Origin of the sequence: Streptomyces sp. BB1-1-1, assembly GCF_031597775.1 — a bacterium.
Lineage (GTDB): Bacteria > Actinomycetota > Actinomycetes > Streptomycetales > Streptomycetaceae > Streptomyces > Streptomyces thinghirensis.
The window spans coordinates 2749971-2769936 of record NZ_CP134203.1 but is presented as its reverse complement, the minus strand read 5'-3'; the positions used below and the strand labels follow the sequence as shown (position 1 = coordinate 2769936).

The window sequence follows — 19966 nt, the reverse complement described above, 5'->3', positions numbered from 1 at the left end:
GGGTATGGACGCTCACGCCATAGAGGAGGGCCGCCTTCGCTGGCAGGCCCGGTACGACGCGGCGCGCAAGCGCGACGCGGACTTCACCACGCTCTCCGGCGATCCCGTGGAGCCGGTGTACGGGCCCCGGCCCGGGGACGAGTACGAGGGCTTCGAGCGGATCGGCTGGCCGGGGGAGTACCCCTTCACCCGCGGCCTGCATCCGACCGGATACCGAGGCCGGACGTGGACCATCCGGCAGTTCGCCGGGTTCGGCAACGCCGAGCAGACCAACGAGCGCTACAAGATGATCCTCCGCAACGGCGGAGGCGGGCTCTCGGTCGCCTTCGACATGCCGACGCTGATGGGCCGCGACTCCGACGACCCCCGCTCCCTGGGCGAGGTCGGGCACTGCGGGGTGGCCATCGACTCGGCCGCCGACATGGAGGTGCTGTTCGACGACATCCCGCTCGGGGACGTGACGACCTCCATGACGATCAGCGGGCCCGCCGTGCCCGTGTTCTGCATGTACCTGGTCGCCGCGGAACGGCAGGGCGTGGACGCGTCCGTGCTCAACGGCACGCTCCAGACCGACATCTTCAAGGAGTACATCGCCCAGAAGGAGTGGCTCTTCCAGCCCGAGCCGCACCTGCGCCTGATCGGCGACCTGATGGAGTACTGCGCGGCCGGCATCCCCGACTACAAGCCGCTCTCCGTCTCCGGCTACCACATCCGCGAGGCCGGCTCGACGGCCGCGCAGGAACTGGCGTACACGCTGGCGGACGGCTTCGGGTACGTGGAGCTGGGTCTGTCCCGCGGGCTGGACGTCGACGTCTTCGCCCCCGGCCTCTCCTTCTTCTTCGACGCGCACCTCGACTTCTTCGAGGAGATCGCCAAGTTCCGGGCGGCCCGTCGCATCTGGGCCCGCTGGATGCGGGACGTGTACGGCGCGCGGTCCGACAAGGCGCAGTGGCTGCGCTTCCACACGCAGACCGCCGGCGTCTCGCTCACCGCCCAGCAGCCCTACAACAACGTGGTCCGTACGGCGGTGGAGGCGCTCGCGGCGGTCCTCGGCGGCACCAACTCCCTGCACACCAACGCCCTGGACGAGACCCTCGCCCTGCCCAGCGAGCAGGCCGCCGAGATCGCCCTGCGCACCCAGCAGGTGCTGATGGAGGAGACGGGCGTCGCCAACGTCGCCGACCCGCTGGGCGGTTCCTGGTTCGTCGAGCAGCTCACGGACCGGATCGAGGCGGACGCGGAGAAGATCTTCGAGCAGATCAAGGAGCGGGGGCTCAGGGCCCACCCCGACGGACAGCACCCCATCGGGCCGATCACCTCCGGCATCCTGCGCGGCATCGAGGACGGCTGGTTCACCGGCGAGATCGCCGAGTCCGCCTTCCGCTACCAGCAGTCCCTGGAGAAGGACGACAAGAGGGTCGTCGGCGTCAACGTCCACACCGGTTCCGTCACCGGTGACCTGGAGATCCTGCGGGTCAGTCACGAGGTCGAGCGGGAGCAGGTGCGGGTGCTCGGCGAGCGCAAGGCCGCCCGTGACGACGCGGCCGTGCGCGGTGCGCTGGACGGCATGCTGGCCGCGGCGCGCTCCGGCGGGAACATGATCGAGCCGATGCTGGACGCGGTGCGCGCGGAGGCGACGCTGGGGGAGATCTGTGGCGTGCTGCGGGACGAGTGGGGGGTGTACACGGAGCCGGCGGGGTTCTAGGCGCACGGCGCCGGTGCGGGCGTCACCAGGTGGCTGAGCCCCCTGGACCCCCGGCCTGTGTCCACCCACCACCCGACTCGGTCGGTTGAGAGGCCAGCCCCCACAGCAGCACCTGCGTCAGGCCCCGCACCCACTCCCCGTCCGCCGGTTCCGCGCTGACCAGGGTGCGGTGGACCACGGCGCCCGCCACCACGTCGAAGATGAGGTCCGCGGTGCGGGCGGCCTCGGCCGGGTCGGTCTCGGCGGGCAGTTCGCCGCGGGCCTGGGCGCGGGCCCTGCCCTCCAGGACCAGACGCTTCTGGCGTTCGACGATCGACGTGCGGATGCGCTCGCGCAGCGCGTCGTCCCGCGTGGACTCGGCGACCACCGCCATCAGGCCGCTCTTGGCCTCCGGGCGGGCCAGGATCGCCGCGAACTGGAGCACCACGCCCTCGATGTCGGCGGCCAGGGAACCGCGGTCGGGGAGCCGCAGCTCGTCGAACAGCTCGGCGACCGCGTCGACCACCAGCTCGTTCTTGCCCGCCCAGCGGCGGTAGAGCGTCGTCTTGGCAACCCCGGCCCGCGTCGCCACGTCTCCCAGGGTGAGCTTCGACCAGCCCAGGTCGACCAGGGCCGCCCGCGTCGCGGCCAGGATCGCGGTGTCCGCCGCGGCGCTGCGAGGGCGCCCGGTACGGCCGGCGGGGGTACTGCTCTGCATTCCCCGACCTTAACCGGCGGGTAACCCGCGAGTGACCGTGAGGGAGATCACGGGAAGGGGGTGTTCCCGCGGCCCCTCGTAGCATTACGCTACGGGTCGTAGCGAAAGCACGGGCCCCGCACGCTCGTGCCCCAGCGACGACCATGGGCGCGGGTGGGGACCCGGCGCCGGCGGAACACTTCAGGGCGGGCTTTCGACCCGCTTTTCACGCACGCGCGGAGTACGGGGGAGGATAGACCCATGCAGCCACGGAACATGTCCATGAGCGGGGTCGTCGACCTCGCCGCGGTGAAGCAGGCCCAGGAGGCCAAGGCGAAGGCGGAGCAGGCGCGCGCCGAGGCGGCCCGGCACGGTGGGACGGGAGCCGTCTCCCCGGCCGATCTCGTCATCGACGTCGACGAGGCCGGCTTCGAGAGTGAAGTCCTGCAGCGGTCCACCGAGGTCCCGGTCGTCATCGACTTCTGGGCCGAGTGGTGCGAGCCCTGCAAGCAGTTGAGCCCGGTGCTCGAACGCCTCGCCGTCGAGTACAGCGGCCGTTTCGTCCTCGCCAAGATCGACGTCGACGCCAACCAGATGCTGATGCAGCAGTTCGGTGTCCAGGGCATCCCGGCCGTGTTCGCGGTCGTGGCCGGACAGGCGCTGCCGCTCTTCCAGGGCGCCGCCGGTGAGACGCAGATCCGCCAGACCCTGGACCAGTTGGTGCAGGTCGCCGAGGAGCGCTTCGGCCTGACCGGTCTCGCCGTCGACCCCGAGGCGGAGCCGGGCGCGCAGCCCGCCGCCGCCCCCGAGCGTCCGGCCGGCCCGCACGACGCGGCCCTGGAGGCCGCCGTGCAGGCGCTGGACGCCGGCGACCTGGCCGGAGCCGTCCAGGCGTACAAGAACGTGCTCGGCGAGGACCCGGGCAACACGGAGGCCAAACTGGGCCTGGCCCAGGCCGAGTTGCTCCAGCGCGTGCAGAGCGCCGACCCGCAGCGGGTCCGTCAGGACGCGGCCGACAAGCCGGGTGACGCCCAGGCCCAGATCGCCGCCGCCGACCTGGATCTGGTGGGCGGTCACGTGGAGGACGCCTTCGGGCGCCTCATCGACACGGTGCGCGTCACGGCCGGGGACGATCGGGACGCCGTACGGCTGCGGCTGCTGGAGCTGTTCGAGGTGGTCGGCGCCGACGATCCGCGGGTTGCCGTGGCGCGCAGGGCGCTGGCCCGCGCCTTGTACTAGAGGCGCTCCGGGCCCCTTTCGCCGACCGGTCACGGACCGTTCGTCCGGGTGGTGCCCGAGTGAAAGAGCTGTCGACGGGACGCCAGTGCGGCCGCGCTTTGCCAAATCTTGGCAATCGCGGCCGCTGTTACTGCCAGTAAGTCAGCGGCGTCGATCTGTCGGATTCTGTCCAGCGATCAATTGTTTTGTTCCGCCTCCATGACGCACCGAGCGTCGCCGTTCGGAGCCGGTGTGTCGTCCCGCGGTTATCCGGCCGTTACTAGTGAGTAACGAACCCCCTTGTGTCGGCGGCGAGAATGCACCACGATCGGCGACGCTCGGTCCATTCCCGCACCCCGAAAGCCAGTCGGGTCGCGGGGGTTCCTGGGTCCCCACCGAGCAGAGCCGGCGGCAGTGGAGTCGGCTCTTGGGCAGGGGGGTCTTCGTCCACCCGGCGAAGCCTGTCCAGCAGGGTTGTGCGTGATGCGTGTCAGGCGCGACCAGTGGTTGTCGCTCGGGGGTGATCGCCGGTGATTCGGGCGCGTCATACGCGCCGTCGAGTCCGGGCGCTCTTCTTCCCGAGGACGTAGCACTTCTCCCATCCCTGCCAGGCCGAGCCGCCGATCCCGGGGCAGGCCGAGGCCAGGAGATGTACGTCCGAGAAGGAGGAAATATGGAGTCCCAGGTGCGTGGCGGGACCAGATGGAAGCGGTTCGCTGTGGTGATGGTGCCCAGCGTGGCCGCCACGGCTGCGATAGGCGTCGCGTTGGGGCAGGGTGCCCTGGCCGCGTCGTTCAGCGTCTCCGGTCAGTCGTTCAAGGTGACGGCGGACCGGCTCGACGGTACGGGCTTCTCCCAGTACGGGGCCATTGACTCGGGCTACACGCTCGACGGCAAGAAGACGGCTCACCCCGTCGCCGTCTCGGCGTTCAAGTCCGCGTCGATCAAGAACATGTGCCAGTCCGTGGTCACCCCGGACATCCCGCTGATCGGCTCGGTCAGCCTCATGTTGAAGGCCGGCGGTGGCGCCAAGCCGGTCGAGGCCCAGAACCTGTACATCGACGTCGAGGAACTCGAGGCCGATGCCACCTTCCGCGGCATCGACATCGGCGTGGCCGCCAAGGACGCCAGCAAGGGTCCCGGCATCAAGAAGGGCGACACCGCGAACCCGTTCGGATTCGCGCAGCAGGCCGACTCGGCCACGCTGACCAACGTGAAGCAGACGGCGTGGGCCACCACTGCCGGAACCTTCAAGCTCAGCGGACTGAAGATGTCGCTGTCCAAGGGTGTCAAGGAGTGCTACTAAGCACTCGCTGACGGGCGGGGGAGCCGGTGGCGCCCCCGCCCGTCCACTCTCCGGTCACGCCTTCACGCGCGGCCCACATCTCCACCACAGCAAAAGCCGTACCAGGGAGCTGTTTTCCATGAGCGCCGAGACTCCTGTCGCAGCCGGCCAGTTCACCCGCCGGAGGCTGCAGTTCCGTGCCTGGCGAGGCGCGCGGCCGTTCTGGGCCGGCCTGTTCGTCGCGCTCGGCGGACTCCCCATCGCCTACTTCCCGTACGCGAATCTCCAGATCGGGCACCTGACGCTGGCGATGGCCACCACCGCGGGTGCCGGGTCCCTGATCATCGGCGTGCTGCTGGTCGTCCTGGGCGTCAGCCTGTGGTTCCAGAAGCACGTCCGGGTCTTCGCGGGCGTGGCGGCGATCCTGCTGGCGCTGGTGTCCATCCCCGTGTCCAATCTCGGCGGCTTCTTCGTCGGCTTCCTGCTCTCGCTGATCGGCGGAGCGATGGCCGTGTCGTGGGTGCCGGGCGAGCCGCCGCGGGCCGAGCCGCCGCTGGAGGGCAAGGGAAGGGGCGACGCGCCGGAGGGCGTGGTGCCCGGCACCGACGTGCCCGGCACCACCGTGCCCGGAACTCCGGTGCCCGACGCCACGATTCCGCAGCCGCGGGGCGGGGTGGAAGAGCCGAACGATCTGTCAGGAACGAGCCCGGCCAACGGGGCGAACGGGAGGCACAGTGCCGGCTGACGAGGTGACCCGCGGGACTGACGTGGAGTCGTCCCGTGCGAGAACCGGGCCGCGCCACGCGGCACCCAAGAAGCCGTTGTTCACCAGGTTCCACATGCCGGCCGGGAAGGCGATAGCCCTGGCGGCGATGCCCACGGCCGTCCTCATGGGCATGGGGTTCACGCCGACGCTGGCCCTCGCCGACGGCAACGACTCCGCGAAGCCGACCTCGAACAGCCTGACGGCCGACGAGTACAAGGACTGCGTGGCGGCCCTGGAGGACGCCGAGAAGGGCACGTCCGAGTCGCCCACGCCGTCGCCCTCGGCGACCGACGGGGCCGACGACGACAAGGGCGGCGAGACGGAGCCCGGCCCCTCGGAATCCGGCAAGGACACGGACACCGGTGAGTCCTCTTCGTCGGATTCAGGTTCCGACGACAAGGGCGCAACGCACGACACGGGTGACAAGGGCGACGCGGGCGACGAGACCGACCCCGCCCCGAGCCCCTCCGGGTCGCAGGAGTCGCAGAGCAAGGAGCCGCAGGGCGAGGAGGCGGCCGGCGCGGACGCCGTAGAGCCGTCCCCGTCCGAGTCCGGCGGCGGTCTGCTGGAGGGCATCGGCGACGCCATCGGGGGCATCCTCACCGGCGGCGAGAAGGACGAGGAGAGCCCGAGCCCCACGCCGACCCCGTCGGCCTCGGCGTCGGACGGCGCCGGCGACGACGCGTCCGACCCCGCGAAGGACACCACGGGCAAGGACGCGGGCAAGGACACCGACAAGGCCGCCGACAAGGTCACCGACACGGCGAGGGATGCCGTCGAGGACACGACCGACGCGGCGTCCGGGGCTGCCGAGGACACCGAGGAGTCGGTGGACGAGGCGGCCGAGGAGGCGAAGGAGGCGGCCGGTGAGGCCACCGCCTCGCCCAGCCCCACCTCCAGCGCCTCCGAGAGCGCCGGCACGGACGTGGACGACTGCCCGGTCGCCACGGACGAGGAGGGCGGCGTCGACAACGCGGTGCCGCTGCCCGACGACCCCTGGCAGCTCAACGCCAGCTCGCTGCTGCTGAAGGGCGCCTCCTACAAGGGCGTCGTCGAGGTGAAGACGGCCAACGGCACCATCAAGAAGGTGCTGAAGTACGTCATATCCAACGGCACCGACATCGGCGACCTGCACCAGACGGTGAAGGACGAGCAGGCCGGCAAGACGTACCACGTGCAGGCGGCCGAGGGCTCCACGTCCACGATCCGCGACGGCGACACGGTGATGTACACCGAGAGCATCTCGGGCAACCTGCTCGGGCTGATCCCGATCACCTTCGACCCGGAGCACCCGCCGCCGCTGGACATCCCGCTCATCTACTTCACGAAGGTGACGGTCGTCCAGGCCGGTCAGTTCGGCGGCACGCTCCACATCCCGGGGCTGCACCAGTACACGACCTGACCGAGCGCGCGCCCACGAACCCGTTCGGGAGCCGCGACAAGCGCCGAGGGCGCCCCCTGTGCGCAGGGGGCGCCCTCAGCGCCGTACAGAAGCCGGCGGAAGCCGTGTGCGGGACCGTCAGGCGCGGCGGGTCTCGCCCAGGTGGTGCACGCGGACCATGTTGGTGGTGCCGGGCACGCCGGGGGGCGAACCGGCGGTGATCACGACGATGTCGCCGTCGTTGAACCGGCCGAGGCGCATCGTCTCCTGGTCCACCAGGTCGACCATCTCGTCGGTGCTGTTCACGAACGGCACCACGTGCGGCTCCACGCCCCAGCTGAGCGCCAGCTGGTTGCGGGTGGACTCGTCGGTGGTGAAGGCGAGGATCGGCTGGGCCGCGCGGTAGCGGGACAGCCGGCGCGCGGTGTCACCGGACTGGGTGAAGGCCACCAGGCCCTTGCCGCCCAGGAAGTCGGCGATCTCGGCGGCCGCACGGGCCACCGAACCACCCTGCGTGCGCGGCTTCTTGCCCGGCACCAGCGGCTGCAGGCCCTTGGAGAGCAGCTCCTGCTCGGCGGCGGTGACGATCTTCGACATCGTCTTGACCGTCTCGATCGGGTACGCGCCCACCGACGACTCCGCCGACAGCATGACCGCGTCCGCGCCGTCCAGGATCGCGTTGGCGACGTCGGAGGCCTCGGCGCGGGTCGGACGGGAGTTGGTGATCATCGACTCCATCATCTGGGTCGCCACGATCACCGGCTTGGCGTTGCGCCGGCACAGCTCGATCAGCCGCTTCTGCACCATGGGGACCTTCTCGAGCGGGTACTCGACGGCCAGGTCGCCGCGGGCGACCATGACGGCGTCGAAGGCCGCGACGACGCCCTCCATGTTCTCCACCGCCTGCGGCTTCTCCACCTTGGCGATGACGGGGACCCGGCGGCCCTCCTCGTCCATCACGCGGTGCACGTCGGCGACGTCCTTGGCGTCCCGGACGAAGGAGAGGGCGACCAGGTCGCAGCCCATCCGCAGCGCGAACCGGAGGTCCTCGATGTCCTTCTCGCTCAGCGCGGGCACGTTCACGGCCGCGCCGGGCAGGTTGATGCCCTTGTGGTCGGAGATGACGCCGCCCTCGATGACGATCGTCTTCACCCGGGGGCCCTCGACCTCGGTGACCTTCAGCTCGACGTTGCCGTCGTTGATGAGCACCTGGTCGCCCTTGGTGACGTCACCGGGCAGGCCCTTGTACGTCGTGCCGCAGATCGTCCGGTCGCCCGGCACGTCCTCGGTGGTGATGGTGAACTCGTCACCGCGCACCAGCTCGACGGGACCCTCCGCGAAGGTCTCCAGGCGGATCTTCGGACCCTGGAGGTCGGCGAGGACACCGATGGCCCTGCCGGTCTCCTTGGCGGCGGCCCGGACACGGTCGTAACGCCCCTGGTGCTCCGCATGGGTGCCGTGGCTGAAGTTGAAGCGGGCCACGTTCATGCCGGCCTCGATCAGCGATACGAGCTGCTCGTGGGAGTCGACCGCGGGGCCGAGAGTACAGACGATTTTCGAACGGCGCATGGGGCGATCCTATCGGTTTGTTTCGCTGCGGAATATTCCGTCTGGCGGAAGATACAAATGGGCGCCTCGGTGCTCACAAGAGAATTATTCAACCGTCCTCGGGTGCCCTCACCTTTCCTTTTCGACCAGAGCGTAGGTCTGTGTCGCGATCTCCATTTCCTCGTCGGTCGGCACCACCGCCACCGCCACCCGCGCGTCCGCGGGCGACACCAGCCGCGCCCCGTCCCCGCGTACGGCGTTCAGTTCGCCGTCGACCGCCAGGCCGAGCCCCTCCAGGCCCGCCACCGCGGCCTCCCGCACCGGCGCCGCGTTCTCCCCGACCCCGGCCGTGAAGGCCACGGCGTCCACCCGTCCGAGAACGGCGTAATAGGCGCCGATGTACTTCTTCAGCCGGTGAATGTAGATGTCGAAGGCCAGCCTCGCCCGCTCGTCGCCGGCGTCCACACGGCGGCGGATCTCCCGCATGTCGTTGTCACCGCAGAGACCGATCAGACCGCTCCTCTTGTTGAGAAGAGTGTCGATCTCGTCGGCGGACATTCCACCAACACGCATCAAATGGAAGATGACGGCCGGATCCATGTCACCCGAGCGCGTACCCATCACGAGCCCCTCCAAGGGCGTCAGCCCCATGGAGGTGTCCACGCAGCGACCGCCCCGCACCGCCGAGGCGGACGCCCCGTTGCCCAGGTGCAGCACGATGACGTTCACGTCCTCGGGCGCCCGGCCCAGCAGCTTCGCGGTCTCCCGGGAGACGTAGGCGTGCGAGGTGCCGTGGAAGCCGTAGCGCCGGATGCGGTGCGCGTCGGCGGTCTCGACGTCGATCGCGTAGCGGGCCGCGGACTCCGGCATGGTCGTGTGGAACGCGGTGTCGAAGACGGCGACCTGCGGCAGGTCCGGGCGCAGCGCCCGCGCGGTGCGGATGCCGGCGAGGCCCGCCGGGTTGTGCAGCGGGGCGACCGGGATCAGCCGCTCGATCTCGGCGAGCACCGCGTCGTCCACGACGGTCGGCTCGGTGAACCGCTTCCCGCCGTGCACCACCCGGTGCCCTATCGCGGCCAGCTCGGGCGAGTCCAGGCCGAGGCCGTCCTTGGCCAGCTCCGCAGCCACGGCCTTCAGCGCCGCGTCGTGGTCGGGAACGGACCCGCTCCACTCCCGGCTCTCACCACCCACCGGGGTGTGCTTGAGCCGTGCGGTCTCCTCACCGATCCGTTCGACGAGGCCCACCGCCAGCCGGTCGCCGCCGCGCATGTCGAGCAGCTGGTACTTCACCGACGACGAGCCGGAGTTGAGGACGAGGACGCGGGACGGGGTGGGGCTCACAGGTCGGACGCCTTCTCACTGGGGGACTGCTGGGCCTGGATCGCCGTGATGGCGACGGTGTTGACGATGTCCTGGACGAGCGCGCCCCGGGACAGGTCGTTGACCGGCTTGCGCAGACCCTGGAGCACCGGGCCCACCGCGATGGCGCCGGCCGAGCGCTGCACGGCCTTGTACGTGTTGTTGCCGGTGTTCAGGTCCGGGAAGATCAGCACGCTGGCCTGTCCGGCGACCTCCGAGCCGGGCAGTTTCGTCGCGGCCACCGACGGCTCGACGGCGGCGTCGTACTGGATCGGCCCCTCGATCCTGAGATCCGGGCGGCGCGCGCGGACCAGCTCCGTCGCCTCGCGCACCTTGTCGACGTCCGCGCCGGAACCGGACGTGCCCGTCGAGTACGACAGCATCGCGATCCGCGGATCCACCCCGAACCGCGCCGCCGTGGACGCCGACTGGGTCGCGATGTCGGCGAGCTGCTCGGCGTTCGGGTCGGGGTTGACCGCGCAGTCGCCGTAGACCAGGACCTTGTCGGCCAGGCACATGAAGAAGACCGACGAGACGATCGCGGCGTCCGGCTTGGTCTTGATGATCTCGAACGCCGGACGGATCGTGGCCGCCGTCGAGTGCACCGACCCCGACACCATGCCGTCGGCGAGGCCCTCCTGCACCATCAGCGTGCCGAAGTAGTTCACGTCGGAGACCACGTCGTAGGCCAGCTCCACGGTGACGCCCTTGTGGGCGCGCAGGGCGGCGTACTTCTCGGCGAAGGTGTCGCGCAGCTCGGACACCGCGGGGTCGATCAGCTGCGCGTTCTCCAGGTCGATGCCCAGGTCGGCGGCCTTCTTGCGGATCTGCTCGACCGGGCCGAGCAGCGTCAGCTCGCACACGCCCCGGCGCAGCAGCACCTCGGCCGCGTGCAGCACCCGCTCCTCGGTGCCCTCGGGGAGGACGACCCGGCGCAGGTCGGAACGGGCCTGCTCCAGCAGCGTGTGCTCGAACATCATCGGCGTGACGCGGTCGCTGCTCGGCGCGGAGACCCGCTTGCTGAGGTCGGCGGTGTCGACGTACCGCTCGAAGAGGCCGAGGGCGGTCTCCGCCTTGCGCGGGGTGGCCGCGTTGAGCTTGCCCTCCAGGGAGAACAGCTGCTCGGCGGTGGGGAAGCTGTTGCCGGTCACCGAGAGCACCGGCGTACCGGGGGCCAGGCGGGCGGCGAGGGTGAGGATGCCGTCGCCGGGCACCTCGTTCAGGGTCAGCAGGACGCCGGCTATCGGCGGGGTGCCGGCGCTGTGCGCGGCGAGCGTGCCGATCACCAGGTCGGCGCGGTCGCCGGGGGTGATGACCAGGCAGCCCGGGGTCAGGGCGCTCAGCAGGTTGGGCAGCATGGCCCCGCCGAAGACGAAGTCCAGCGCGTCGCGGGCGAGCCCGGAGTCGTCGCCGAGGATCACCTCGGCGCCGAGGGCGTGCGCGATCTGCGAGACGGTCGGCGCCGACAGGGCGGGCTCGTCGGGTACGACCCAGCACGGCACCGGCAGCCGGTTCGCGAGCCGCTCGGCGATCCGGTCCCGGTCCTCGCGGGCGACCCGGTTGGTCACCATGGCCAGGACGTCGCAGCCCAGCCCGTCGTAGGCGCGGAAGGCGTTGACGGTCTCGGCCAGTACGGACTCCGCGGTCTGCTTGCGGCCGCCGACGACCGGCAGCACCGAGGCGCCGAACTCGTTGGCGAGCCGGGCGTTCAGCGACAGCTCGTCCGGGAACTGGGTGTCGGCGAAGTCGGTGCCGAGGACGAGGACCACGTCGTAGTCCCGGGCCACCAGGTGGAACCGGTCGACCAGCGCGGACACCAGTTCGTCCGTGCCCTGCTCGGCCTGGAGCGCGGACGCCTCCTGGTAGTCCATGCCGTACACGGTCGCGGGGTCCTGCGCGAGCCGGTAGCGGGCGCGCAGCAGCTCGAAGAGCCGGTCGGGCCCGTCGTGGACCAGGGGACGGAAGACGCCGACCCGGTCGACCTGCCGGGTCAGGAGCTCCATGACCCCCAGTTCGACGACCTGGCGGCCGTCGCCGCGGTCGATACCGGTCACGTACACGCTGCGCGTCACGCGTGCTCTCCGTTTCGTCTGATGGTTTCGTCCGGCGGCGGCTGTCCCGTGCACACAAAATCGCCCACCGGGGTGAGCAGAACCCTCTTGACAATACCTCCGGCGGTGGCTAAGGCGCCCGTCAGTGTCCGCCGGTGCCCGGCAGCGCTCGTCAGTGCCCGCCGGGGGTCCGGCCGTGAAACAATTGGATCGGCTCACCGGTGTCAACAGCGAGCAGGAGACACAGCACGATGCGTATCGGAGTTCTCACCGCAGGCGGCGACTGCCCCGGCCTGAACGCAGTGATCCGGTCGGTCGTGCACCGAGCGGTCGACAACTACGGCGACGAGGTCATCGGCTTCGAGGATGGCTACGCGGGCCTGCTGGACAGCCGTTACCGCGCCCTCGACCTGAACGCGGTCAGCGGCATCCTGGCGCGCGGCGGCACCATCCTCGGCTCCTCCCGGCTGGAGCGCGACCGGCTCCGCGAGGCCTGCGAGAACGCCGGCGACATGATCCAGAGCTTCGGCATCGACGCGCTCATCCCGATCGGCGGCGAGGGCACGCTGACGGCCGCCCGGATGCTGTCGGACGCCGGCCTGCCGGTGGTCGGCGTGCCGAAGACCATCGACAACGACATCTCCTCCACCGACCGCACCTTCGGCTTCGACACGGCGGTCGGCGTGGCCACCGAGGCGATGGACCGCCTCAAGACCACCGCCGAGTCCCACCAGCGCGTGATGGTCGTCGAGGTCATGGGCCGGCACGCGGGCTGGATCGCCCTGGAGTCCGGCATGGCGGCCGGCGCCCACGGCATCTGCCTGCCCGAGCGCCCCTTCGACCCCGCCGACCTGGTCAAGATGGTCGAGGAGCGGTTCTCCCGCGGCAAGAAGTTCGCCGTCGTCTGCGTCGCCGAGGGCGCCCACCCCGCCGAGGGCTCCATGGACTACGGCAAGGGCGCGATCGACAAGTTCGGCCACGAGCGCTTCCAGGGCATCGGCACGGCACTCGCCTACGAGCTGGAACGCAGGCTCGGCAAGGAGGCCAAGCCGGTCATCCTCGGCCACGTCCAGCGCGGCGGCGTGCCGACCGCGTACGACAGGGTGCTCGCCACCCGCTTCGGCTGGCACGCGGTGGAGGCCGCGCACCGGGGCGACTTCGGCCGGATGACGGCGCTGCGCGGCACGGACGTCGTCATGGTGCCGCTGGCGGAGGCCGTGACCGAGCTGAAGACGGTGCCGAAGGACCGGATGGACGAGGCGGAGTCGGTCTTCTAGCCGCCGGACGCCACCGCCCCACCGGACGCCACCGCTCACGGGTGCTTCTCGACCGCCGCCCAGAAGTGCTCCACGATCCGGTCGAGGAAGTCGCGGCCCGCCTCGTGGGAGTCGCCACTGCCGCCGCCCCAGCTGAGGGTGGCGGCCATGTGCCCCTGGTAGTCCTGGTGCAGCACCTGGAGGACGTTCTCCAGGACCCGCCGGTCCAGCGGTGCCACCTTGGCGACCGGGCGCACATAGCCCTGCCAGCGGGTCTTGACGGCGCTCGTCAGCAGGTCGGCGAGCTTCTCCTCGCGTCCCGTGACGGTCACGAAGTCGGGCAGGTCGAGGCCGAGCACGTCGGCGAGGGCGGCCGACTGGCGGTCGGTGCCGCGCCAGCCGTCCGTCTCCTCCATCCGCAGGTACGCCGAGAGCGGGATCCCGACGGCACGGGCCACGTCCTCCGGCGCCAGGGAACGGGCGATGCGGTGCTCGCGCAGGGTCTGCGGCCGGCCGATCAGATCACCGGGCGAGCACCACAGCACCCCCGCGAGCGCGGTCAGCTCGGGGTCCCGGGGGGAGGCGACGCCCCGCTCCCAGGCGATGACGAGATCCGGGGTGACGTACGGCAGCCCGTACGAGACCCGCATGCCGTGGGCGACGTGCTCGGGGCCCATGTTCAGGGCGGCACGGAGCCGGCGGGCGGCGAGGGCGTTGAACGGGGGACCCGACTGGTTCGGGTGAGGTGAGGGTCGGCGCACGGGCCACACCGTAGGGGTCCGGTGCGGCGCTGACTACGGGCTGTTCAGCCAGCGATACGGATTGTACGAACCTACGGGGGTATGACAGGCGTATTGCGGACGCAAGCGGACGCGTCCCGCTCACCCCACCACCGTCCCGCTCACCCCTTCACCGCCCCGCCCAGCGCGAACCCCCCGCCCAGCCGTCGGGAGATCAGCACGTACAGCAGGATCACCGGCGTCGAGTAGACGATCGAGAACGCCGCCAGCTGCCCGTACGCCACCATGCCCCGGTTGCCGAAGAAGTCGTTGATGCTCACCGAGGCGGGCATCTGGTCCGGGGAGAGCAGCAGCATGAAGGGGACGAAGAAGTTCCCCCACATCATCACGAACGAGAACACCGTCACCACCGCCACTCCCGGCCCCATCAGCGGCAGCACGATCCGCAGCAGTGACTGGAACGACGACGCCCCGTCCGTCCAGGCCGCCTCCTCCAGCTCCTTCGGCACGCCGTCCATGAAGTTCTTCATCAGCCAGATGGCGAAGGGCAGCTGGGAGGCGGCGAAGAAGAAGATCGTCCCCTGCATGGTGTCGATCATGTTCACCCGTACGAAGAGGGCGTAGACCGGCACCATGATCGCGGTGATCGGCAGGCTGGTCGCGAACAGGATGGTCAGCAGGAACGGCCGGTTCAGCCGGGACCGGAAACGGGAGAGCGGATAGGCCGCGAGCGCCGCGCACACCACCGTCAGCAGGGTCGCGCCGCCGCACAGGATCAGGCTGTTGAGCAGCGGTGTGAAGGTGATCTCCGGGGTGAGGATCGCGTCGAAGTTCTCCAGCGTCAGCCCGTCGGGGACCTTCACCCTGAGGCTCGCGCGCGGGTCCAGGGCGGACAGCACCACCCAGGCCAGCGGCAGCACGAACGCGGCGGCGGCCACCAGCAGCCCGGCGTCGGCGGCCAGCCGGCGCCGGTTGCGCCGGGAGGCGGGGGCACGGCGGGACGCGGGGGCACGGCGGGACGCGAAGGTGGATGCCATGTCAGACCTCCGTCCGCAGCAGGCGCAGGTACACGACCGAGAACAGCGAGCCGATCAGCAACAGCAGCAGTGCCACCGCCGTGCCGTAGCCGATCAGGCTGTTCTGGAAGGCCTGCTCGTACATGAACAGCGGCAGCGTCTGGCTCTTGCCGCTCGGGCCGCCCCGCGTCATCACCCAGATCAGGCCGAAGACCGACAGGGTCTGCAGGGTGTTCAGCATCAGGTTGGTGCCGATGGAGCGCCGGATCATCGGCAGCGTGATGTGCCACATCCGGCGCCAGCCGCTCGCCCCGTCCACCTCGGCGGCCTCGGTGACCTCTTTCGGGATCTCGTTCAGGGCGGCCGAGTACACCAGCATCGAGAACGCCGTGCCCCGCCACACGTTGGCGAAGGACACCGCCAGGATCGGCAGCGTGAACAGCCAGTTCTGGGACGGCAGATGGAGCCAGTCGAGGATGGCGTTGAGGGTGCCCTCGCGGCGGAAGAAGGCGTAGAGCAGGAAGCCCGCCACCACCTCCGGCAGCACCCACGCCGTGACAACGATGCCGCCGGTGAGCGTACGGACCGGCTTCGAGGCCCGCTGCATCAGCGAGGCCAGCGCGAGCCCCAGGGTGTTCTGCCCGATCAGCGACGACAGCACCGTGAACACCAGGGTCAGCCACACGGCGTTGAGGAACGCCTCGTCCTGGAACGCCCGCCGGAAGTTCTCGAAGCCGACGAAGGACTCCTCGGCCTGCCCGGTGAGCTGGAGGTCGGTGAAGGCGATGACCACGCAGTACGCGATCGGGCCGGCGAGGAAGAGCAGCAGCAGGACGACGGCGGGGGAGACGGGCAGGGCGCGGAAGAGGGCGCGGCGAGTGGTGGCGGACCTCGCGCGACGGGCCGGGTCCGGGACGGGCGGGCCCGGCGGCGCCTTACGGACCTCCGGCCCCGGACCGGGGCCCGTGTGCTGCGGCGTGGCCGCGGTCACTTGCGGACCACCTGGTTGTCGGTGGCCTCCTTGAGCGCCTCGTCGTAGCCGCGCGCCGCCTCCTCCACCGACATGTCACCGGTCGTCACGCCCTCCATCGCCTCCTGGATGGCGACGGAGACCTTCGGGTACGCCGGGTAGGCGGGCCGGTAGTGCGTGCTCTCGACGAGGTCGGTGAAGAACTTGATGCCGGGCTGGGCGTCGACGTACGCGGGATCGTTCGCGACGTCCTCGCGGACGGCGATGCCGGAGTTGGCGACGTACCACTTCTGGGCGTTGGCCTTGGTCTGCATCGTCTTGATGAACTCGAAGGCCAGGTCGGGGTTGGCCGCCTTGGCCGGGATCGCCCACGTCCAGCCGCCGGACATGCTCACCTTGCCGGGAGCCTGGCCGTTCTGCGTCGGCATGGCCGCCAGCCCCAGCTCCTTCGACCACTCGGGCCACTCGTGCCCGCTGCCCTCCAGCCAGTCCTGCGGCAGCCAGGAGCCGTCGAGAGCGATCCCGAGCTTGCCCTGCGGCAGCAGCTCACCGCGGACCTTGGTGCCGAAGTTGGGGTCGAGCGCGTCGGAGACCTCCGGGCCGAGCTTCTCCTTGTACACCGTCTCGACGAAGGCCAGGGAGTCCTCGAACCCCTGCCCCGCCGCGATCCACTTCTTGCTGCCCTTGTCGTACAGCGGGTCGGTGGTGCCGTCGTTCGTGCCGTACAGCAGCATCTCGAAGCCCTGCATGGTGGCCGCCTCACCGGCCGGCTTGCCCGTGTACACGTTGAGGGGGACGACGCCCGGCACGTTCTCCTTGATGGCGCGGGCCGCGGCCAGCACCTCGTCCCAGGTCTTCGGCTGCCAGTCGGCGGGCAGGCCGGCCTTGGCGAAGACGTCCTTGCTGAACCACAGGCCCCGGGTGTCCGTCCCGTCCGGTACGCCGTACGTCTTGCCGTCCTCGCCCTTCGCCGCCGCCTTCGCGGTGTCGATGAACTGGTCCCAGTCCTTCCACTTCGCCAGGTACTCGTCGAGGGGCTTCAAGTACCCGCTGGTGATGTCGGAGTTGATGAGGAAGGTGTCCTCGTAGACCAGGTCCGGCGCGGTCTTGGGGGAGCGGAGCATCTGCTGGAGCTTGGTGTAGTACTCCGCGTCCGGGGCCTTGACGGGGACGAGTTCGACCTTCTTGCCCGGGTTGGCCTTCTCGAACTGCTTCTTGATGTCGGCGAGGTAGGTGTCCATCACCTTGATGGAGTTGTCCGTCGACTGCTTGAAGGAGACCTTCACCGTGTCCGGGTCACTGCCGGAGCCGCTTCCGCAGGCGGCGAGGGTGGTGGAGGCGAGCGCGGTGAGGGTGAACAGAGCGGTGAACCGGACGGTGGGACGCACGGGCACGACCTCCTACGGGCACGACGCTGTGGCCGGGACGGCTGCTCGGCGAACGTAAGAGGACTGGTCCAGCCAGGTCAATGCGTGTGCGGTGGACAACCTGTGTTCATCGGCCCCGCTCGGTCTCGCGCACCCACCGGTACACCAACTCCGGCCGCCCCACCTGCCCGTACAGCGGGCTCCGTCCCGCCCTCCCCGCGTCCACCAGATGTTCCAGGTAACGCCGGGCCGTGATCCGCGAGATGCCCACGGCCTCGGCCACCCCGGCCGCCGTGAGCCCTTCCTCGGTGCCGCGCAGCGCGCCCGTCACCCGCTCCAGCGTCGGCCCGCTCAGCCCCTTCGGCAGGGCGGCCGGGCCCGGAGCCCGCAGTGTGGCCAGTGCCCGGTCCACCTCGTCCTGACCGCTCGCCTCCCCGGCGGCGCCCCGGAACTCGGCGTACCGCACCAGGCGGTCCCGCAGGGTGGCGAAGGTGAACGGCTTCAGCACGTACTGGACGACGCCCAGCGAGACGCCCTCCCGCACGACCGTCAGGTCCCGCGCCGACGTCACCGCTATCACGTCGGTGTGATGCCCCGCCGCCCGCAGCGAACGGGCCAGCTGCAGCCCGTGCACGTCCGGGAGATGCAGGTCGAGCAGGAGCAGATCCACCGGCGTACGGTCCAGCACGCGCCGGGCCTCCGCTCCCGTGTGCGCCTTGCCGACGGCCGTGAACCCCGGCACCCGGCCGACGTACATCACGTGCGCGTCGGCGGCGACGGGGTCGTCCTCGACGACCAGGACACGGATCGGCTGCGGGGCGGTGCTCATACGGCGCCCCCGAACTCGTGTCTGCCCGCCAGGGCGTCCGGGGCCGGCGCGTGGCCCCCGGGGTCGTCCAGCGGCAGCCGGGCCTCGAAACGGGCGCCGCCGCCCTCGGCCTCCGTCACGGTCAGGGTGCCGCCGTGCCGCTGCACCGCCTGACTGACCAGCGCCAGCCCCAGGCCACGGCCGCCCTCACCGGCCGGCTTCGTCGAGAAACCCCGCTGGAAGACCAGGTCGGCATGGGCGGGATCGACCCCGGCACCCGTGTCCGACACCCGCAGCACCAGCTCGGAGCCGCCCGCCGCCGGGTCCGCGCCGGAGACGTCCTCGCCCCCGGCCGTCCGCGGTCCGCCCCTCGCCTCGGTGTACGCCGCCACCGTCACCCGCGAGGGCACCTCGCCCTGGGCCGCGTCCACCGCGTTGTCGACCAGGTTCCCCAGGATCGTCACCAGGTCCCGGGCGGGCAGGGACGGCGGCAGCAGCCCGTCGTCCAGTCGGCTGTCCCGTGACACCACCAGCTCCACTCCCCGCTCGTTGGCCTGCGCCGTCTTGCCCAGCAGCAGCGCGGCCAGTACGGGCTCGCCGACCGCCGCCACCACCTGGTCGGTGAGCGCCTGCGCCAGCTCCAGTTCGGCCGTCGCGAAGTCCACGGCCTCCTCGGTGCGGCCCAGCTCGATCAGCGAGACGACCGTGTGCAGCCGGTTGGCCGCCTCGTGCGCCTGCGAGCGCAACGCCTGCGTGAAGCCGCGCTCGGAGTCCAGCTCGCCCGTCAGCGACTGCAGCTCGGTCACGTCGCGCAGGGTCACCACCGTGCCCCGGCGCTCGCCGCCGGAGACCGGCGAGGTGTTCACCACCAGCACCCGCTCCGCCGCCAGATGCACCTCGTCCACCCGCGGCTCCGAGGCCAGCAGCGCCCCCGTCAGCTGCGCCGGCAGCCCCAGGTCGGCGACCGAGGCGCCCACCACGTCACCGGTCACACCGAGCAGCTCCCGTCCGCCGTCGTTGATCAGCGCGACACGGTACTGCCCGTCCAGCATCAGCAGACCCTCCCGCACCGCGTGCAGCGCCGCCTGATGGTAGTCGTGCATCCGGCTCAGCTCGTCCGCGTTCATACCGTGGGTGTGCCGGCGCAGCCGCGCGTTGATCACGTACGTGCCGACCGCGCCGAGCAGCAGCGCCCCGGCCGCCACCCCGAGCAGGGCCGTCAGCTGCTCCTGCGCCCGCTTGCTGATCTCCTCGACCTTGATCCCGGCGCTGACCAGGCCGACCACCCGCCCGGCGTTCTCCACGGGCGTCACCGCCCGCACCGACGGCCCCAACGTGCCCGTGTAGGTCTCGGTGAACGTCTCGCCCCGCTGCGCGCGCTCGATGTGACCGCGGAAGAGATGGCCGATTTGCTTCGGGTCCGGGTGGGTCCAGCGGATGCCCTCCGGATTCATGATCGTCACGAAGTCCACGTCGGTGTCCCGCATGACCCGCACCGCGTACGGCTGGAGCTGCGCCGTCGGGTCGGGCGTGCGGATCGCCTCCAGCACGGACGGCGAGTCGGCGATGGCCAGCGACACCGACCTGGCCTGGCGCCCGGCCGCCTCCTCCGCCTGCCGCCGGTCGCTGACGTAGGTGAACAGCGCGTACCCGGCGACCACGACCGCTATCAGCACGGCCTGCATGGCGAACAGCTGACCGGCCAGGCTACGGGGTCCAGGGACGCGGAGGTGCATGCCGTCAGTCTCCCTCCTGGCCTGATTGTGAACGAAATGAACGCAAGGGTGACCGCGCTCACAGCGCGGGAGATAGTCACCGCA

The 19966-nt window shown here is 70.7% G+C and carries 16 protein-coding genes; 6 read left to right on the top strand and 10 right to left on the bottom strand.

The window, feature by feature from the left end; translation table 11 throughout:
• Positions 1–4 precede the first annotated feature (4 nt).
• Positions 5–1705: a methylmalonyl-CoA mutase family protein gene (locus RI578_RS12655; RefSeq protein ID WP_310871184.1), complete on the top strand. Its 1701-nt coding sequence runs from the start codon at positions 5–7 to the stop codon at positions 1703–1705.
• Between the two features lie 22 nt (positions 1706–1727).
• Here RI578_RS12655 and RI578_RS12650 read toward each other — a convergent pair whose 3' ends face one another.
• Positions 1728–2402 carry a TetR/AcrR family transcriptional regulator gene (locus RI578_RS12650; protein WP_310871183.1) on the bottom strand — a complete coding sequence of 225 codons (675 nt, stop codon included), beginning with the start codon at positions 2400–2402 and terminating at the stop codon, positions 1728–1730.
• Positions 2403–2642: 240 nt separating this feature from the next.
• Between RI578_RS12650 and RI578_RS12645 the strand changes: the two genes are divergently transcribed.
• The 4 genes from RI578_RS12645 (at position 2643) to RI578_RS12630 (ending at position 7052) form a co-directional block, all read left to right on the top strand.
• Positions 2643–3620: a tetratricopeptide repeat protein gene (locus tag RI578_RS12645; RefSeq protein ID WP_310871182.1), complete on the top strand. Its 978-nt coding sequence runs from the start codon at positions 2643–2645 to the stop codon at positions 3618–3620.
• Between the two features lie 652 nt (positions 3621–4272).
• A complete protein-coding gene (locus RI578_RS12640; RefSeq protein WP_121749254.1) occupies positions 4273–4905 on the top strand; it encodes a DUF6230 family protein in 633 nt (210 codons plus the stop codon).
• Positions 4906–5023: 118 nt separating this feature from the next.
• Positions 5024–5629 carry a DUF6114 domain-containing protein gene (locus RI578_RS12635; protein ID WP_310871181.1) on the top strand — a complete coding sequence of 202 codons (606 nt, stop codon included), beginning with the start codon at positions 5024–5026 and terminating at the stop codon, positions 5627–5629.
• A complete protein-coding gene (locus tag RI578_RS12630; protein ID WP_310871180.1) occupies positions 5619–7052 on the top strand; it encodes a hypothetical protein in 1434 nt (477 codons plus the stop codon). The genes RI578_RS12635 and RI578_RS12630 overlap by 11 nt, the downstream gene beginning before the upstream one ends.
• A gap of 117 nt (positions 7053–7169) precedes the next feature.
• Here RI578_RS12630 and pyk read toward each other — a convergent pair whose 3' ends face one another.
• The 3 genes from pyk to pta form a co-directional block, all read right to left on the bottom strand.
• A complete protein-coding gene (gene pyk / locus RI578_RS12625; protein WP_310871179.1) occupies positions 7170–8600 on the bottom strand; it encodes a pyruvate kinase in 1431 nt (476 codons plus the stop codon).
• A 108-nt stretch (positions 8601–8708) separates the two neighbouring features.
• Positions 8709–9920 carry an acetate kinase gene (locus RI578_RS12620; RefSeq protein WP_310871178.1) on the bottom strand — a complete coding sequence of 404 codons (1212 nt, stop codon included), beginning with the start codon at positions 9918–9920 and terminating at the stop codon, positions 8709–8711.
• Positions 9917–12010 (bottom strand): phosphate acetyltransferase, encoded by a 2094-nt coding sequence (gene pta / locus RI578_RS12615; RefSeq protein WP_310871177.1) that lies wholly within the window; start codon positions 12008–12010, stop codon positions 9917–9919. The genes RI578_RS12620 and pta overlap by 4 nt, the downstream gene beginning before the upstream one ends.
• A gap of 230 nt (positions 12011–12240) precedes the next feature.
• On the opposite strand from pta, the gene RI578_RS12610 reads away from it, so the two are divergent.
• A complete protein-coding gene (locus RI578_RS12610) occupies positions 12241–13266 on the top strand; it encodes an ATP-dependent 6-phosphofructokinase (RefSeq protein WP_310871176.1) in 1026 nt (341 codons plus the stop codon).
• Between the two features lie 35 nt (positions 13267–13301).
• On the opposite strand, the gene RI578_RS12605 is transcribed toward RI578_RS12610, so the two are convergent.
• The 6 genes from RI578_RS12605 to RI578_RS12580 form a co-directional block, all read right to left on the bottom strand.
• On the bottom strand, positions 13302–14015 hold the full coding sequence (locus RI578_RS12605) for a helix-turn-helix transcriptional regulator (RefSeq protein WP_310871175.1): 714 nt from the start codon (positions 14013–14015) through the stop codon (positions 13302–13304).
• A gap of 131 nt (positions 14016–14146) precedes the next feature.
• On the bottom strand, positions 14147–15022 hold the full coding sequence (locus RI578_RS12600; RefSeq protein ID WP_310871174.1) for a carbohydrate ABC transporter permease: 876 nt from the start codon (positions 15020–15022) through the stop codon (positions 14147–14149).
• A gap of 1 nt (position 15023) precedes the next feature.
• A complete protein-coding gene (locus RI578_RS12595; protein ID WP_383556028.1) occupies positions 15024–15992 on the bottom strand; it encodes a carbohydrate ABC transporter permease in 969 nt (322 codons plus the stop codon).
• Positions 15989–17359, bottom strand: a complete 1371-nt coding sequence (locus RI578_RS12590) for an extracellular solute-binding protein (protein ID WP_310871173.1) — start codon at positions 17357–17359, stop codon at positions 15989–15991. Before RI578_RS12590 ends, RI578_RS12595 begins: the two co-directional genes overlap by 4 nt.
• A 106-nt stretch (positions 17360–17465) precedes the next feature.
• Positions 17466–18167, bottom strand: a complete 702-nt coding sequence (locus RI578_RS12585; protein ID WP_310871172.1) for a response regulator — start codon at positions 18165–18167, stop codon at positions 17466–17468.
• The gene (locus RI578_RS12580) at positions 18164–19882 is read right to left on the bottom strand and encodes a sensor histidine kinase (RefSeq protein WP_310871171.1); all 1719 of its coding nucleotides are present in this window, start codon (positions 19880–19882) and stop codon (positions 18164–18166) included. The genes RI578_RS12585 and RI578_RS12580 overlap by 4 nt, the downstream gene beginning before the upstream one ends.
• Positions 19883–19966: the final 84 nt, after the last annotated feature.